The sequence below is a fragment of the Methylobacterium sp. P3_A11 genome (assembly GCF_056403155.1).
Genome location: NZ_JBFUGA010000005.1, coordinates 60,119 through 76,830, shown reverse-complemented (window position 1 = coordinate 76,830; position 16,712 = coordinate 60,119). Strand labels below are relative to the sequence as shown.

At 69.6% G+C, this 16,712-nt stretch carries 12 protein-coding genes; 9 read left to right on the top strand and 3 right to left on the bottom strand.

Annotated elements, in window-relative coordinates; all coding sequences use genetic code 11:
• Positions 1 to 143 precede the first annotated feature (143 nt).
• Together AC1DXK_RS03025 and AC1DXK_RS03020 are read left to right on the top strand one after the other, a co-directional pair.
• On the top strand, positions 144 to 1,259 hold the full coding sequence (locus AC1DXK_RS03025; RefSeq protein ID WP_457104180.1) for a PA0069 family radical SAM protein: 1,116 nt from the start codon (positions 144 to 146) through the stop codon (positions 1,257 to 1,259).
• 709 nt (positions 1,260 to 1,968) lie between these two features.
• On the top strand, positions 1,969 to 4,068 hold the full coding sequence (locus tag AC1DXK_RS03020) for a methyl-accepting chemotaxis protein (protein WP_477296775.1): 2,100 nt from the start codon (positions 1,969 to 1,971) through the stop codon (positions 4,066 to 4,068).
• Positions 4,069 to 4,083: 15 nt separating this feature from the next.
• Here AC1DXK_RS03020 and AC1DXK_RS03015 read toward each other — a convergent pair whose 3' ends face one another.
• From AC1DXK_RS03015 to AC1DXK_RS03005, 3 genes are read right to left on the bottom strand one after another with little or no spacing between them, the layout of a single operon-like run.
• Positions 4,084 to 4,737: a ribonuclease HII gene (locus AC1DXK_RS03015; protein WP_457104178.1), complete on the bottom strand. Its 654-nt coding sequence runs from the start codon at positions 4,735 to 4,737 to the stop codon at positions 4,084 to 4,086.
• A gap of 37 nt (positions 4,738 to 4,774) precedes the next feature.
• Positions 4,775 to 5,821 (bottom strand): glycosyltransferase family 4 protein, encoded by a 1,047-nt coding sequence (locus AC1DXK_RS03010; protein ID WP_457104177.1) that lies wholly within the window; start codon positions 5,819 to 5,821, stop codon positions 4,775 to 4,777.
• A 10-nt stretch (positions 5,822 to 5,831) separates the two neighbouring features.
• Positions 5,832 to 6,647 carry a UDP-2,3-diacylglucosamine diphosphatase gene (locus tag AC1DXK_RS03005; protein WP_457104176.1) on the bottom strand — a complete coding sequence of 272 codons (816 nt, stop codon included), beginning with the start codon at positions 6,645 to 6,647 and terminating at the stop codon, positions 5,832 to 5,834.
• 517 nt (positions 6,648 to 7,164) lie between these two features.
• On the opposite strand from AC1DXK_RS03005, the gene AC1DXK_RS03000 reads away from it, so the two are divergent.
• The 7 genes from AC1DXK_RS03000 (at position 7,165) to AC1DXK_RS02970 (ending at position 16,527) form a co-directional block, all read left to right on the top strand.
• Positions 7,165 to 8,373: an aminotransferase class V-fold PLP-dependent enzyme gene (locus AC1DXK_RS03000; RefSeq protein WP_457104175.1), complete on the top strand. Its 1,209-nt coding sequence runs from the start codon at positions 7,165 to 7,167 to the stop codon at positions 8,371 to 8,373.
• 103 nt (positions 8,374 to 8,476) lie between these two features.
• Entirely contained in the window at positions 8,477 to 9,421 is a 945-nt protein-coding gene (locus tag AC1DXK_RS02995; protein ID WP_457104174.1) for a D-2-hydroxyacid dehydrogenase, read from the top strand.
• Positions 9,422 to 9,631: 210 nt separating this feature from the next.
• Positions 9,632 to 10,495, top strand: a complete 864-nt coding sequence (locus AC1DXK_RS02990) for an NADP-dependent methylenetetrahydromethanopterin/methylenetetrahydrofolate dehydrogenase (protein ID WP_457104173.1) — start codon at positions 9,632 to 9,634, stop codon at positions 10,493 to 10,495.
• 14 nt (positions 10,496 to 10,509) lie between these two features.
• Complete coding sequence (gene fchA, locus AC1DXK_RS02985) at positions 10,510 to 11,151, top strand: methenyltetrahydrofolate cyclohydrolase (protein WP_457104172.1); 642 nt, start codon at positions 10,510 to 10,512, stop codon at positions 11,149 to 11,151.
• A gap of 308 nt (positions 11,152 to 11,459) precedes the next feature.
• Positions 11,460 to 12,653 carry a malate--CoA ligase subunit beta gene (locus AC1DXK_RS02980; protein WP_457104171.1) on the top strand — a complete coding sequence of 398 codons (1,194 nt, stop codon included), beginning with the start codon at positions 11,460 to 11,462 and terminating at the stop codon, positions 12,651 to 12,653.
• A gap of 14 nt (positions 12,654 to 12,667) precedes the next feature.
• Complete coding sequence (gene sucD, locus AC1DXK_RS02975; protein ID WP_457104170.1) at positions 12,668 to 13,558, top strand: succinate--CoA ligase subunit alpha; 891 nt, start codon at positions 12,668 to 12,670, stop codon at positions 13,556 to 13,558.
• A 218-nt stretch (positions 13,559 to 13,776) separates the two neighbouring features.
• Positions 13,777 to 16,527 (top strand): phosphoenolpyruvate carboxylase, encoded by a 2,751-nt coding sequence (locus AC1DXK_RS02970; protein WP_457104169.1) that lies wholly within the window; start codon positions 13,777 to 13,779, stop codon positions 16,525 to 16,527.
• The last annotated feature ends 185 nt before the right edge of the window (positions 16,528 to 16,712 follow it).

Sequence of the window (16,712 nt, the reverse complement as noted above, 5' to 3'; positions counted from 1 at the left end):
GGCGCCGTAAACTGCCTGCGGGCGCGCGGGCAAAGCTGCCGCAGTCCGGAACGGCGGCAAAGCCAAGTTTGCCTGAAAATAAGGCGTTCCGCCAGGTCGTGTTCGCGCTATGTTCTATTCGCAACGGACAGAGGCGAGTCGTCATGGCGGAGTGGTCCGAGGGAGCCCGATCGCAAACCGCGCGCCGCCTCGAACCGAGCGCCGCGCCGCGGGACGCGCGGCGCGGCCGGGGCGCCACGGCCAATCCTTCGGGGCGCTACGAGCCGGCCCGGCGCGAGGTGTTCAGCGACGGGAGCTGGACAGCGGACACGCCGGCCGTCCTGCGCACGCAGGTCCTGCCGGAGCGCGCGGCCCGGATCATCGCCCGCAACACCTCCCCCGACATTCCCTTCGACAGGTCGATCAACCCCTATCGGGGTTGCGAGCACGGCTGCATCTACTGCTATGCGCGCCCGACCCATGCGTGGCTCGGCCTGTCGCCGGGGCTCGATTTCGAGTCGCGGATCTTCGCCAAGCCGGAGGCCGCCCGCCTCCTCGCCCGGGAGATCGCCGCGCCGGGCTACCGGCCGGAGACGATCGCCCTCGGCACCGCCACGGATCCCTATCAGCCGGTCGAGCGCGAGCACCGCATCACCCGTGCGGTGCTGGAGGTGCTGCGGGAGGCCCGCCACCCCGTCAGCATCACCACCAAGTCCGACCTCGTGCTGCGCGACCTCGACATCCTGGCCGAGATGGCGGCCGACAATCTCGTGCTGGCGGCGATCTCGCTTCCGACGCTGGACCCGGTCCTCGCCCGCCGCCTCGACCCGCGGGCGCCCCGGCCGGACAAGCGGCTCGCGGCGATGCGGGCGCTGAGCGCGGCGGGGGTGCCGGTGATGGTCAACGTCTCGCCGATCATCCCGGGCCTGACCGACCACGAGATCGAGGCGATCCTGGCCAGCGCACGGGGGCACGGCGCGAGCCGGATCGGCCACGCGCTTCTGCGGCTTCCAGGGGAGGTCGCCGACCTCGTCGCGGACTGGTTCGCGGAACATTACCCGGAACGCAGCGCGCGGGCCTTTGCCCTCCTGCGGGAGGCCCGGGGCGGCCGTGAGAACGATCCGCGCTTCGGCCACCGCTTCCGCGGCGAGGGGGCCTACGCGGTCATGATCGGCCAGCGCGTACGGCTCGCCGGCAAGCGGCTTGGCTTCGCCTTCGGCAGAGTCACGTTGAACCGCGACGCCTTCCGCAAGCCGGGGGCGCAACTGACGCTGTTCTGACTCTGGGCATGCGGGCTGGCCGGGCAACCCGGCGCCCGGTCTGAGCCAGCCAATGGACAAGCCGCAGGATCGTCGCCAACAACAATTCTGACTGAATAAAGATATCTTGGTTACAGATATCGTGTTGCGACCCAAATATTATCGAATATTTGTAAGAACAATTTTTCCAAAATGATTTCGAAAAAACGAAAAATCAAAGTTGACAGAGGGATCGCTAAGGTTTCAAATCCGCATCATAAGATCGTTTTTCAGCACGAAAGATTGCTGGATCCAATAAATATTCCAACCTATGATTGTTCGATCGAGCATTTATACTGTGTCTCACCTGAGATGGCGTCTCGGCACGCAATGTCGGATGCCGACAGTTGCGCGATCGGTGCCGTGTCACGCACTGCGACGCCGCGGGATGCTACGCGACGGATGCGGCGGGTTCAGCGTGCAGTGATCCTGACGATCGCGGACCGGATCTCGCTTCGTCCGGTGGCCGCCGCGCGCGCAGCGAGGCAGGGGAGGTCCAGGCTGTCCGGAGCCCGATCGCCGATGCCGACACGGCGGACTTCCGGGGCGGATCAGGGCACGCGAATCGACCGCGAGCCGGCACTCAGGATGGGCGCCGACCGTCCGGGTCGACCGGTTTCCCGCCGCGCGTCCGGCCACCGGGCGGCCGACCTCACGACTCGATGCACTGCAGGGAAGAATAAGGCTTGCCATGGTCCGGCTTCCACGTCTGTCGATCGGTACAAGTTTGTGCGCGATCCTCGTTTCGCTCAGTGCAATGCTGCTCGTCTCGGGCGCGCGGACGGCGCTGGACGCCCAGATGCAGGAGAACCGGAGTCGCCATGTGGTCGCCCTGACCGAAGCCAGCCGCCATCTGCTCAAGCTTCTCCTCGCGGCGCGTCTGGAGCGGGCTCGGACCCTGCAGGCCCTCGTCGCGCCGGACCGGATCCCGCCCTCGGACGCGGCCCTGATCGCCGCGCAGCGCGCCGCGAGAGCCGATGAACTCGACAGCTTCCTGGCGCGCATCCGCGACACGGATGCCGAAACGGTGCTGCGGATGGTCGACCCGCTGCGGCGCGCCCATGAGGCCCTGATCGACCTCTCGTCGCCGATCGACCGGGCTCTCTCGCTCCCGATCCCGGAGCGCCCCGCCGCGACTGCGGAAGCCGCCGCGCGGGCGTTCCAGGCCCTCCTTGATGCGCTCGCGGCGGCCGATGGCGCCGTCGACGCCGCCATCCCGCGTCGGGATGCGACACTGGCCCGCGCGCTCGAGATCAAGCGCGCGGCCTGGATCACGCGCGTCGCGATCGGCGGTCACGTGGCGCGGGGCGAGACGGCCCTGGCGCGGGGAATGGGCTGGTCGGAGGCGGAGCGCCTCGCCGAGGCCGAGGAACGCGGCCGGGTCGCGGCGGACTGGGCGATCCTCGTCGACCACGTGGACGACGCGGTGCCGGAGGCGATCCAGACCGCCTTTCGAACGGCCCGTGCCAACAACTTCGAGGGCGAGGTCGCGGCGCGTCGGCAAGCCTTGCGGGCGGCGCTGAGCCAGGGCAAGCCGCCCGGAATCGCGATCGAGGATCTGCGCAACCGCAATACGCGGGAGGTCAACACGATCGCCGATCTGGCCGATGCAGCCCTGAACGCGATGGTCGAGCGCGCGCAAACGCTGGCCGCACAGGCGCGGGCGAGCCTGCGCGATACGAGCCTGTTCCTGGCCGCCTCGCTGCTGCTCGCCGGCCTCGGGACCGTCGTGGTCTTCCGTGGCGTGCTGCGGCCCCTCCGGTCCATGATTCAGGCGATGAGGGTGCTCGCCGCCGGTGACGTCGCGGTGGCGATCCCGGCCCGGCAGCGGCGGGACGAGATCGGCGCGATGGCGGCCGCCGTGCAGGTCTTCAGGGACAACCTCATCCGCACCCGCACCCTCGAGGCTGAAGCGGCCGAGGCCGCGCGCATCGCGGAGGTACAGCGTCGGAGCATGACGCTCACGATGGCGCAGGGCTTCGAGGCGGCGGTGGCCGGCATCGTCGGCGAGGTCTCCGCTGCCGCCGAGTTGCAGACCACGGCCTGGCAGATGACCACGACCGCCCAGCAGACCGCCAGCCAGTCCGATACCGTGGCCGCCGCCGCCGAGGAAGCATCCGCGGGCGTCCGGACCGTGGCGGCCGCGATGGAGGAATTCGGCAACTCCGTTCAGGAGATCGGGCGACAGGTCCAGGGCTCCTCCGAGCTTGCGCGGGCTGCGGTCGGCGAGGCCGACCAGACGGCCGGCTTGGTGGCCGCGCTCAACACGGCGGTCACCCGGGTCGACGCGGTGGTCGCGCTGATTGCCGGCGTCGCCGCTCAGACGAACCTGCTGGCGCTCAATGCGACGATCGAGGCGGCGCGCGCCGGCGAGGCGGGGCGCGGCTTCGCGGTGGTCGCCACGGAGGTGAAGGAACTCGCCGCGCAGACAGGCCGCGCCACCGAGGAGATCGGCCTCCAGATCGGCGAGATCCGGACCGTGACCGGTCAGGCGGTGGAGGCGATCGGCACGATCACCGGCCGGATCGGCGCGATCAGCACCGTGGCCGCCGCGATCGCGGCGGCGGTGGAGCAGCAGGGGGCGGCCACCCAGGAGATCGTCCGCAACGTCACCCAGGCCAATGCGGGGACGCAGGAGGTGACCGGCAACATCGCCGGTGTGGCGCAGGCGGCCGACCAGACGGGGCGCGCGGCCGATCACGTGCTCGCAGCCGCCACCGCGCTCACGCGGCAGTCGGAGCAACTCGCCGTCGAGGTCGATCGCTTCCTGGAAGGCGTCCGGGCCGCGTGATCGATCCGGTCCGGCTCAGTCGAAGCCGCGGGTGAAGCTGAGACGGTGATGCGGGCTGCGGCCGAGCTGTGCGAGGCCGGCGCGGTGAACGGCCGTGCCGTAGCCGACATTGCGCTCCCAGCCGTAGCCAGGATGGCGCCGGGCGAGGCGCCGCATCAGCCCGTCGCGGAACACTTTGGCGACGATCGAGGCGGCGGCGATCTGGGGCACCAACCGGTCGCCGCCGATCACGGCGCGGCCTGGAAGGCCGGGTAGGGCGTCGCGCCCGTCCACCAGCACGGGTGCGGCGAGGCCGAGCCTGGCGACCGCCCGCGCCATGGCGTCGAGGGTCGCGGCGCGGATGTTGATCCGGTCGATCAGCGCCCGGGAGCCCGCCGCCACCGCGACCCGGGCATGGGCCTGGATCAGGGGCGCCAGCCGTTGCCGCACCGCCTGGGGAACGCGCTTGCTGTCGTCGAGGGCGGCGAGCAGGTCGGCCGGGAACGCGGCCGGGTCGAACCAGACCGCGGCCACCACCACCGGGCCGCAGAGCGCGCCGCGCCCGACCTCGTCGCAGCCGATCGCCGTCGGGTAGGTGGCGGCGCGGGCTGGATCGAAGGGTGGCCGGGCGGCCGGACGTTTCGCGAGGGGCGTGGCCAGGGGTTTGGCGAGAGGCTTGGCGAAGGGCATGGCGCCTCCTGCCATCCCGGACGGGCGCCGTCACGCGTCAGGCGGCATCCCGGGCACTCCGCGCGCCGCCATGCGCCTCGATGATGTTGACGAAGAACTGCCGCGCGCTCACCTCCCACCCGCAGCGGAGGGCCTCGGCCCGGCACGCGGCACGGGACAGGCCCAGTGCCGCCAGCGCGGCGGCGCGCAGATCCCGATCGAGGATCCCCACCTCCGTCCCGCCGACGACGTCGTTGGGACCCGGTACCGGGAAGGCCGCCACCGGCAGGCCGCTGGCCAGGGCCTCCAAGAGCACGATGCCGAACGTATCGGTCAGGCTCGGAAACACGAACGCGTCGCAGGCCGCGTAGACCGCCGAGAGGTCCGCGCCGGTGCGGGTGCCCAGGAAGCGCGCCCCGGGCGCCAGGGCCTGGAGCCGCGCCCGGTCCGGCCCATCGCCGACTACGACCTTCGTCCCCGGCAGGTCGAGGCCGAGGAAGGCCGCGACGTTCTTCTCCACCGCCAGCCGCCCGACATAGAGGAAAAGCGGCCGGGGCAGGCCGGCGAGGTCCGCGGGCGGCGGATCCTTGGGTTCGGCGGGGCGGAAGCGCCCGGTATCGACGCCCCGGGTCCAGCGCATCAGCCGGGGGAAGCCCCGGGCCGACAATTCGTCCTGGAGCGAGGCGGTACTGACCATCGTGCCCCGGGCGACACTGTGGAACCGGCGCAGGTAGGCGTAGGACCACGCCTCCGGCACCGGCGCACGGGCGGCTAGGTATTCCGGAAACCGCGTGTGGTAGCTCGTGGTGAAGGGCAGGTCGTGGGTTAGGCAGTGCCGCCGGGCCGCGAGGCCGACCGGCCCTTCCGTGGCGATGTGCACGTGGGTCGGCCGCTCCGCCCGCCAGCGTGCCGCCACCCGCTCGCGGCCCGCGTAAGCGAGGCGGATCTCGGGGTAGCCCGGCAGCGGCAGCGAGCGGAAATCCGCCACCGAGAGCAGCGCCGTCTCGAAGCCGTGGTCCGGGGCGCGGCGGACCATCTGCTCCAGGGAGCGCACGACGCCGTTCACCTGGGGATGCCACGCGTCGCTGGCGATCAGAAGCTTCACGGCGGTGTCCTCAAGCCACGGCGCGCCGGCCCGGCAGAGTCTGGGGCACGGCCTCGGCCGTCCGCGCCCGCAGGAGGCTCGGATAGTGCAGGACCTCGATGCGGCCGTCGTAGTGCTCTACGAGCCCCGTGCAGGATTCCACCCAGTCCCCGGTGTTGAGGTAGCGCAATGCGCCGATGGGCCGGTCCGCCGCGTGGTGGATGTGGCCGCAGATCACGCCGTCGGCACCCTGGCGACGCGCCTCCTCGGCGAGGATCGTCTCGAACCGGCCGATGAAGCTCACCGCGTTCTTCACCCGCAGCTTCGCCCAGGCCGACAGCGACCAGTAGGACAGGCCCAGCCGCCGCCGCACCTTGTTGATCAGGGTGTTGAGGGTCAGCGCCAGGGTGTAGGCGCCGTCCCCGAGATGGGCGAGCCAGGGCGAATGGCGCACCACCATGTCGAACTGGTCCCCGTGGATCACGAGGTAGCGCTTGCCGTCCGCGGCCTCGTGGATCGCGGTCTCGGCCAGCTCGATGCCCCCGAAATTCGTGCCGACGTAGTCCCGCAGGAACTCGTCGTGGTTGCCCGGCAGGTAGACGATCCGCGCGCCCTTGCGGACCTTGCGCAGGAACTTCTGCACGACGTCGTTGTGCTCCTGCGGCCAGTACCAGCCGGAGCGCAACTGCCAGCCGTCCACGATGTCGCCCACGAGGTAGATCGTGTCGGCGTCGTAATCCTTCAGGAACGACAGCAGCAGGCCCGCTTGGCATCCGCGCGTGCCGAGATGCAGGTCGGACAGGAACAGCGTCCGCACGCGAACCGGCATCTCCTCAACCTCGGCCACGGCACCCTCTCCCGGCGGCTGTACGGTGCCGGAAACCTGACCGGGATCACGTCTCAGTTTGATGACGCGGGTTGTGCGCGCGGCGGTCGCGCCGAACCTCCGTCGCCTCAGGGGCTCTCAACCCAGGATCGGCTTCGTTGCGACGCACAAAAAATTTTTTTGCCAAGTTCCGGAAGTTTTTCCGGTTTTCCTTTCCGGCTCCACCGCCTCATAATACCAGGAACCGGCGGCTCGACACGAGTTCGGCCGGACATTGACAGGAAGGCGGCGAGGACGGCCCTGGGGCCGTCGGACGGGACGGCATTTCGGAGGCGACCGGTGCGCGGGGGCGTGCCGCGACGCGAGCGGCGTGAGGCCGCCTGCCGCTCCGCTGCGCCCCCCGACTTACGGCAGAGGAAGGCGTTCGAGGGGGCGCGGCGCAAGCCGGCTCCGGTGCGCCGGACCGACTCCCGAGGACACTTGAACAACCCGGCGCGGGTTCACGCCCGCGCGCAATGAACTTTTCGGAGGAAACATCATGGCCGCAACCCGGCGCCCCGGTCGCAACCACCTTTTCATTCCCGGCCCCACGAACATCCCGGACCGCGTCCTGCGCGCCATGCACGTGCCGTCGGAGGATCACCGGTCGCCGAGCTTCCCCGAGCTCGTGAAGCCGCTCCTGCAGGACTCCAAGATGGTGTTCGGCTCGACCAACGGGACGGTGATCCTGTTCCCGTCCTCGGGGACCGGCATCTGGGAGTCGGCCCTGTCCAACACCCTCTGCCGCGGCGACACGGTGCTGACCTCCCGTTACGGCCAGTTCAGCCATCTCTGGGTCGACATGGCTCAGCGCCTCGGCCTCGACGTCGTCGTCCAGGAGGAGGAGTGGGGCACCGGCGCCGATCCGCAGAAGATCGAGGAGGCCCTGCGCGCCGACAAGGACCATAAGATCAAGGCCGTCATGGTCGTCCACAACGAGACCGCCACGGGCGTCACCAGCGACATCGGCGCGGTGCGCAAGGCGATCGACGCCGCCGGCCACCCGGCGCTGCTGTTCGTGGATGGCATCTCGTCGATCGGCTCGCTGCCGTTCGAGATGGACGCCTGGAAGGTGGATTGCGCCATCGCGGGCTCGCAGAAGGGCTTCATGCTGCCGGCCGGCCTCGGCCTGATCTGCATCAGCCCGAAGGCACTCAAGATCGCCGAGGGCGGCACCGGCCGCAACGACCGGCTCGGCCACGCCTACTTCGCCTGGAAGGACCAGCTGGCCGCCAACGCCACCGGCTATTTCCCCTACACCCCCGTCCTTCCGCTGCTCTACGGCCTGCGCGAGGCTCTGCAGGTCGTGAAGGAGGAGGGGCTGGAGAACGTCTACCACCGCCATCACGTGCTCGCCGAGGCGACCCGCCAGGCGGTGGCGGCCTGGGGCCTCAAGCCCTGTGCCAAGGAGCCGAAGTGGAACTCCGACACGGTCACGGCGATCGTGGTGCCGGAGGGCGCCGACGCCGCCAAGGTGATCACCCACGCCTACGAGCGCTACAACCTCTCGCTGGGCGCCGGCCTGTCGAAAGTCGCCGGCAAGGTGTTCCGCATCGGTCACCTTGGCGATCTGAACGAACTGTCGCTGCTGGGCGCCATCGCGGGCGCCGAGATGGCCATGATCGATTGCGGCATCAAGGTCACGCCGGGCTCGGGCGTCGCGGCCGCTTCCAGCTACCTGCGCGAGAATCCGCTGCATAAGGCGTAATCGGCGCACGCGATCGGGGCGGGACCGGGTTGCCGGACCCGCCCCGACGCGCAAGTAAGAACAAGACTATCGAGGAAACTGCCCGTCGTCCGAGAGGGGTCCTATGACCAAGAAGATCGTATTCCTGGACCGTGAATCCCTCGACGCCAGGGTTCGACCGTTCAACTTCCCGCACGAATACGTCGAGCACGACTCGACCTGGACGCCGGAGGACACCGTCTCCCGCCTCCAGGGGGCGGAGATCGCGCTGATCAACAAGGTCCCGATGCGGGCCGAGACCCTGAAGCAGCTCCCCGACCTGAAGCTGATCGCGGTCGCCGCCACCGGCACGGACGTGGTCGACAAGGCCCAGGCCAAGGCCCAGGGCATCACGGTCGTCAACATCCGCAACTACGCCTTCAACACCGTGCCGGAGCACGTGGTCGGGCTGATGTTCGCCCTGCGCCGGGCGATCGTGCCCTACGCGAACTCGGTGCGGCGCGGCGACTGGGCGAAGTCGACGCAGTTCTGCTACTTCGATTATCCGATCTACGACATCGCCGGTTCGACCCTCGGCATCGTGGGCTACGGAGCGCTCGGCAAGTCCATCGCCAAGCGGGCCGAGGCGCTGGGCATGAAGGTTCTCGCCTACGACGTCTTCCCGCAGGACGGGCTCGTCGACTTCGAGACGATCCTGACGCAGTCCGACGTGATCACGCTGCACGTGCCGCTGACCCCCGACACCAAGGGGATGATCGGCGCCGCCGAACTCAAGAAGATGAAGAAGAGCGCCATCCTCATCAACACGGCGCGGGGCGGGCTCGTGGACGAGGCGGCGCTGCTCGCGGCGCTCAAGGACGGCACCATTGCGGGCGCCGGCTTCGACGTGGTGGTGCAGGAGCCGCCCAAGGACGGCAACATCCTGTGCGAGGCCGACCTGCCGAACCTGATCGTCACGCCGCACGTGGCCTGGGCGAGCAAGGAGGCGATGCAGATCCTGGCCGATCAGCTCGTCGACAACGTCGAGGCGTTCGTGGCGGGCAAGCCGCAGAACGTGGTCGAGGCCTAACCTCAGGATCTATGGCGGGCGTTCCCCTCCCCCATGCGGGTAGGGGTAGGGGTGGGGTGGCGCAGCGAGCGCCGCGCCGCTCGATCCTGAACCACCCCCACCTCCGGCTCCTCCCCCGCAAGGGCGAGGAGAGGGGCCGCGTCCCCGTATCGACCCAACCAAGATTCAGCGACAGCGCCGCGCAGGCGCGACGGAAAGGTCCGAAACGAGATGACGAAGAAGCTGCTGTTCCTGTTCGACACCGATGCCGTGCCGAACGTGTTCGACACGGTCGTCGGCTACGACGGCGGCGCCGACCACATCACCGGCTACGGCGGCGTGAACCCCGACAATGTCGGCGCGCTGGTGGACGGCACGATCTACACCCGCGGCGGCTCCGAGAAGAAGTCGACCGCAATCTTCGTCGGCGGCGGCAGCATGGCGGCCGGCGAGGCGCTGTTCACCGCGGTCAAGAAGCGCTTCTTCGGCCCGTTCCGCGTTTCGGTCATGCTCGACTCCAACGGCTCGAACACCACGGCCGCCGCGGGCGTCGCCCTGGTGGCCAAGGCCGCGGGCTCGCTCCAGGGCAAGAAGGCCGTCGTGCTGGCCGGCACCGGACCGGTCGGCATGCGCTCGGCGGCGCTGCTCGCCAGCGAAGGCGCCGAGGTCACGATCGCGGGCCGCGCCCTCGACAAGACTCAGGCCGCCGCCGACCAGATCAACACGCGCTTCAAGGTCAACGTGAAGGCCGCCGCCACGCCCGACGAGGCGTCCCGCATCGCGCTGGTGAAGGGCACGAACCTCGTGTTCACCGCCGGTGCGATCGGTGTCGAGCTGCTGCCGGAGGCCGCCTGGGCGCAGGAATCGTCCATCGAGTTCGTCGCCGACTACAACGCCCAGCCCCCGACCGGCATCGGCGGCATCGACGTGATGGACAAGGGCAAGGAGCGCAACGGCAAGCACGCCTTCGGCGCCCTCGGGATCGGCGGCCTGAAGCTCAAGCTGCACCGGGCCTGCGTCGGCCAGCTCTTCGAGAGCACCGATCAGGTGCTCGACGCCGAGGAGATCTACGCTCTCGCCAAGAAGATGGCCTGACCGGAGGGGCGCCCATGTCGGACACACAGCAGCCAGAGAACGCGACGATCCAGACCTTCCTGACGGAGCTCGCGAGCGCCGCCCCGACCCCCGGCGGCGGCGGCGCGGCCGCGATCTCCGGCGCCATGGGCGCGGCCCTGGTGTCGATGGTCTGCAACCTCACCATCGGCAAGAAGAAATACGTCGAGGTCGAGGCCGAGCTGAAGGACGTGCTGGCCAAATCGGAGGGGCTGCGGGTCGTGCTCACCGGCATGATCGGCGAGGACGTCCAGGCGTTTGACGCCGTGATGGGCGCCTACGGCCTGCCCAAGGCCACCGACGACGAGAAGGTCGCGCGTGCGGAAAAAATCCAGGCGGCGCTCAAGACCGCCTGCGACGTGCCGCTCGCCTGCTGCCGGGCCTGCCGCGCGGTGATCGACCTCGCAGCGATCACCGCCGACAAGGGAAACCTCAACGTGGTGTCGGATGCCGGCGTGGCGGTGCTCTCCGCCTATGCCGGCCTGCGCAGCGCGGCCCTTAACGTCTACGTCAACGCCAAGGGGCTCGAGGACCGGGACTTCGCCGACGAGCGGCTGAAAGAGCTCGAGGGCCTGCTTTCCGAGGCGGGCGCCCTGACCGAGAAGATCTACGAGGTGGTGAAGGCGAAGGTGAACTGAGCGGTCGCCCGGTTCTCCCGCCCCAGCAGAGGGGGGGAGGGCGGGCGCGTGTCCGTTGAAGCCGTTCCAAATTCAACGGCGCCTTCGAACCCAATCCGACATCGGATCGACAGTCGAGGCCGGGTGCATCATGCCCCGGCCTCGTTGTTTTTCTGTATGCTGCATTGCAGCATCGAATACGATCCGTGCTGCGATTGCGAAAAAGTCGTCGTCAAGCCCGAGATCAAAAAATTTGACGGGCGTAATCTTTCGACTCAACTAAAGTAGTGAGCGTCAACGGCGGCAACGAACCGCGGAGGAGACGCCGAATGGACGTCCACGAGTATCAGGCCAAGGAGCTTCTCGCGAGCTTCGGCGTGGCCGTTCCCAAAGGGGCCATCGCGTTCAGCCCCGACCAAGCGGTCTACGCGGCGACCGAGTTGGGCGGCTCGTTCTGGGCCGTGAAGGCGCAGATCCACGCGGGCGCCCGCGGCAAGGCAGGCGGCATCAAGCTATGCCGGACCTACAACGAGGTCCGCGACGCCGCCAAGGACCTCCTCGGCAAGCGCCTCGTCACGCACCAGACCGGACCCGAGGGCAAGCCGGTGCAGCGGGTCTACGTCGAGACCGCCGACCCGTTCGAGCGCGAGCTCTACCTCGGCTACGTGCTGGACCGGAAGGCCGAGCGCGTACGGGTCATCGCCAGCCAGCGCGGCGGCATGGACATCGAGGAGATCGCCGCCAAGGAGCCCGACTCCCTCATCCAGGTGGTGGTCGAGCCGGCGGTCGGCCTGCAGCAGTTCCAGGCGCGTGAGATCGCCTTCCAGCTCGGGCTCAACATCAAGCAGGTCTCGGCCGCGGTGAAGACGATCATGAACGCCTACCGGGCGTTCCGCGACTGCGACGGCACCATGCTGGAGATCAACCCGCTCGTCGTCACCAAGGACGACCGGGTGCTGGCGCTCGACGCCAAGATGAGCTTCGACGACAACGCCATGTTCCGCCGGCCGGGCATCGCCGACATGCACGACCCGTCCCAGGGCGACCCCCGGGAGGCGCAGGCCGCCGAGCACAACCTCAGCTATATCGGCCTCGAGGGTGAGATCGGCTGCATCGTCAACGGCGCCGGCCTCGCCATGGCCACCATGGACATGATCAAGCACGCGGGCGGCGAGCCGGCGAACTTCCTGGACGTGGGCGGCGGCGCCTCTCCGGAGCGCGTGGCCACGGCCTTCCGGCTCGTGCTCTCCGACCGCAATGTGAAGGCAATCCTGGTCAACATCTTCGCGGGCATCAACCGCTGCGACTGGGTCGCCGAAGGCGTGATCCAGGCCGCCCGGGAGGTGAAGATCGACGTGCCGCTCGTGGTGCGCCTCGCCGGCACGAACGTGGAGGCCGGCAAGAAGATCCTGGCCGAGAGCGGCCTCGACCTGATCACCGCCGACACCCTGGCGGACGCGGCCAAGAAGGCGGTCGACGCCTGCGCCGCCGCCAAGGGCCACAACGACACGACGCAGCACTGAGGGGAGACCGCGCCATGAGCATCCTCATCGACGAGACCACCCCGATCATCGTCCAGGGCATCACGGGCGACAAGGGTACCTTCCACGCCAAGGAGATGCTGGATTACGGCTCGAACGTCGTCGGCGGCGTCACCCCGGGCAAGGGCGGGCGCACCCACCTCGGCCTGCCGGTGTTCAACACCGTCAAGGAGGCGGTGGCGGCCACCGGCGCCACGACCTCGATCACCTTCGTGGCGCCGCCCTTCGCGGCCGACGCCATCATGGAGGCGGCCGATGCCGGCCTGCGGCTGGTCTGCTCGATCACCGACGGCATCCCGGCCCAGGACATGATGCGGGTGAAGCGCTACCTCTACCGCTACCCCAAGGAGCGGCGGACCATGGTGGTCGGCCCGAACTGCGCCGGCATCATCTCCCCCGGCAAGGCGATGCTCGGCATCATGCCTGGCCACATCTACCTCCCGGGCAATGTCGGCGTGATCTCCCGCTCCGGGACGCTGGGCTACGAGGCCGCCTCGCAGCTCAAGGAACTCGGCCTCGGGATCTCGACCTCGGTGGGGATCGGCGGCGATCCGATCAACGGCTCGTCTTTCCTCGACCACCTCGCTCTGTTCGAGACCGACCCGGACACCGACGCGGTGCTGATGATCGGCGAGATCGGCGGCCCGCAGGAGGCCGAGGCCTCGGCCTGGATCCGCGAGAACATGTCGAAGCCGGTGATCGGTTTCGTCGCGGGCCTGACCGCGCCGAAGGGCCGGCGGATGGGCCATGCCGGGGCGATCATCTCGGCCGCCGGCGACAGCGCCGCCGAGAAGGCCGAAATCATGCGCTCCTACGGTCTCACCGTGGCGCCGGATCCGGGTTCGTTCGGCCAGACGGTGGCCGACGTGCTGGCCCGGGCGGCGTAGCCGCATCACGACCCTCCCCCCTCTGCGGGGGCGGGTGCCCCGCCGAGGCGCGGCGGGAGAGGGGACGCGCGACGGTGCGGGCTTCGGCTCCCGTCGCGACCTCTCCGGAACGGGCGCTCCCCACTCCCGGCCACCGCTGACGCGGTGGTCACCGTCTCCCGCGGAGGGGGGAGGGGACGTCGCGCTTGATCGCACACGCTGCGCCACGAGGTGGCCCCATGACCCGCACCCTTCACGCAACACCCGGCCTCGCCGATGCGACCGCCTTCGCGCCGCCGGTGATCGTCGGCACGTCGTCGGAGCAGGCCCTCGACATCCTGTTCCAGGCGCTCCTCGACGTCGCCCGGCGGCACGACCCCGACCTGGAGGCGGTGCTGCACGGGACGGCCGACATCTCGCGCTTCTCGCCGCAGATGCTGGCGCGCGCGCTCCAGGTGCAGGGCATCTGGTTCCAGCTGATCTCCATCGCCGAGCAGAATGCCGCGATGCGCCGCCGCCGCCACGTCGAACGGACCGAGGGGCGGGCCGCGCTGGGCGGCTCCTTCGCCAAGGTGTTCGCCGATGCGCGCGCCCAAGGTGTTCCCCCGGAGAAGATCCAGGCGCTGCTCAGCGACCTGCGCATCCGGCCGACGCTCACCGCCCATCCGACCGAGGGCAAGCGGGTCACGGTCCTCGAAAAATTCCGGCGGATCTACCTCGTGCTGCGCGAACTGGAGATGCCGCGCTGGACCGATCGCGAGCGCAATGGGCTCATGAACGAGCTGCGCGACCAGATCGAGCTGGTGTGGATGACCGGCGAGCTGCACCTGGAGAAGGCCACGGTCGAGCGGGAGGTGGCCTGGGGGCTGCACTTCTTCGACGAGACCCTGTTCGAGATGTTGCCCGAGACCCTGGAGACCCTGGAGGAAACCCTCGCCGAGACCTATCCCGGCACGACCTTCAAGGTGCCGCCTTTCTTCCAGTTCGGCTCGTGGATCGGCGGCGACCGAGACGGCAACCCCTACGTCACGGCGGCGGTCACCCGGCAGACCCTGCACCGCAACGCGCTGGCCTCGCTCACCCGCTACCGTGACGGCGTGCGCGAGCTGGGGCGCACCCTGTCGCTCACCGAACGCTCGCTGCCCCTGCCTGAGAGCTTCCGCGCGGAACTCGACCGGCAGCTCGCCGAGAGCGGCCAAGCCCGGGCGATCACGCGGCGCAACCCGGGCGAGCCCTATCGCCAGTATCTGTCCTGCGTCCTGCGCAAGGTCGAGGCGACGATCGCCCGCAACGAAGGCGAGCACCCGTCCGGTCCCGACTATGCCAGCGCGGACGGGTTGATCGAGGACCTGCGCGTGCTGGAGCGCGGCCTCGATGACGCCAAGTGCGGGGCGCTGGCCCGCGACCTCGTCCGCCCGGTGCGGCGGATGGTGGAGATCTTCCGCTTCTCGACCGTCCGGCTCGACCTGCGCGAGAACACCACCCGGACCACCGACACGCTCCACGCCCTCTGGCGCCAGCGCAACGGCGACGCCGAGCCGCCAGCCCTCGGCTCCTCCGCGTGGCGGCAATGGCTCGACACCGAACTCGCCCGGCCGCGCGATCCCGAGCGCTCCTTCGAGGATCTGCCGGATGCCGCCCGGGAGACGCTCGCCACCTTCGCCCTCGTCGCCGAGATGCGCGAGGCCCTGGACCGTGAGGCCTTCGGCGCCTTCGTGCTGTCGATGACCCGCTCGGTGGAGGACGTGCTCGGCGCCTACCTGCTCGCCAAGGAGGCGGGGGTGTTCCTCGACGCGGCCGGCACCGAGATCTGCCCGCTGCCGATCGTGCCCCTGTTCGAGACCATCGACGACCTGCGTGCCGCCCCGGCGATCATGCGGGCGCTCCTCGGCACGCCCGTGGTGCGCCGCTCGACCCGGTGGCAGGGCGGGGTGCAGGAGGTGATGATCGGCTACTCAGACTCCAACAAGGACGGCGGCTTCATCGCCGCCAACTGGGAGTTGTACAAGGCGCAGAGCAAGCTGACCCGGCTCGGTCAGGAACTCGGCGTGGGCATCGCCTTCTTCCACGGCCGCGGCGGCTCGGTGAGCCGCGGCGGCGTGCCGACCCACCGGGGCATCATGGCCCAGCCGCCGGGCTCGATCCGCGGCCGGTTCCGCACCACCGAGCAGGGCGAGGTCGTCTCGTTCAAGTATGCCAACCGCGGCACCGCCGCCTACCAGATGGAGTTGCTGGCGGCCTCGGTCTTCGAGCACGCTCTGGCCGGCGACGGCGAGCGGTCGGGTCCCGGCCATGACGACGCCCTGGAGGCTTTGGCCGGCGCGTCCCGGGCGGCCTATGTCCAGCTCCTTCAGACCGACGGCCTCGTCGACTATTTCCAGGCCGCGAGCCCCTTGGACGAGATCGCGTTGCTCAATATCGGCTCCCGCCCGGCGCGCCGGTTCGGCGCCCGCTCGCTCTCGGACCTGCGGGCGATCCCCTGGGTGTTCGCGTGGTCCCAGAACCGGCACGTCATCACCGGCTGGTACGGCGTCGGCTCGGGGCTCGCGAGCTTCATCGACGTGCGCGGCCGCGAGGGCGAGGCGGCGCTGAAGCGCCTGTTCCAGGAATCCCGCGTGCTGCGCCTTGTCCTGGACGAGGTCGAGAAGACGCTGATGATGGTCGATCTCGACATCGCCCGGGCCTATGCGGGGCTCGTCCCGGATGCGGGCGTCCGCGACCGGATCTTCTCCATGATCGAGGCCGAATACGCCCTGACCCGAGATATGGTCCTGCGGGTGAGCGGCGGCACGGAGCTGGCCGAGCGCTTCCCGCTGTTCCGCGACCGGTTGAAGGGCCGGCTGCCCACCATCAACCAGGTCGGCCGGGAGCAGGTGGAACTCCTCGCCCGCTATCGCGCCGAGACCGATGAGGACCGTCGCGAGGCGGTGAAATCGGCCCTGCTGCTCTCGATCAACTGCATCGCAGTCGGCTTCGGGGCGACCGGATAGGGCAGGGTCCAACCTGCTCCCTCTCCCGCACGGGAGAGGGAACCCGGGCTTCGATCCCATACCGGGAAACCGGTCCATTCGTGCAGCCGCGCCCTGTCAGCGACCACTGCGCGCGCCATTTGCCGCCGATGACCGGGACCACATCCCGCAACGGCATCAGAACCGTCACCAAGAGAGAGGAACAC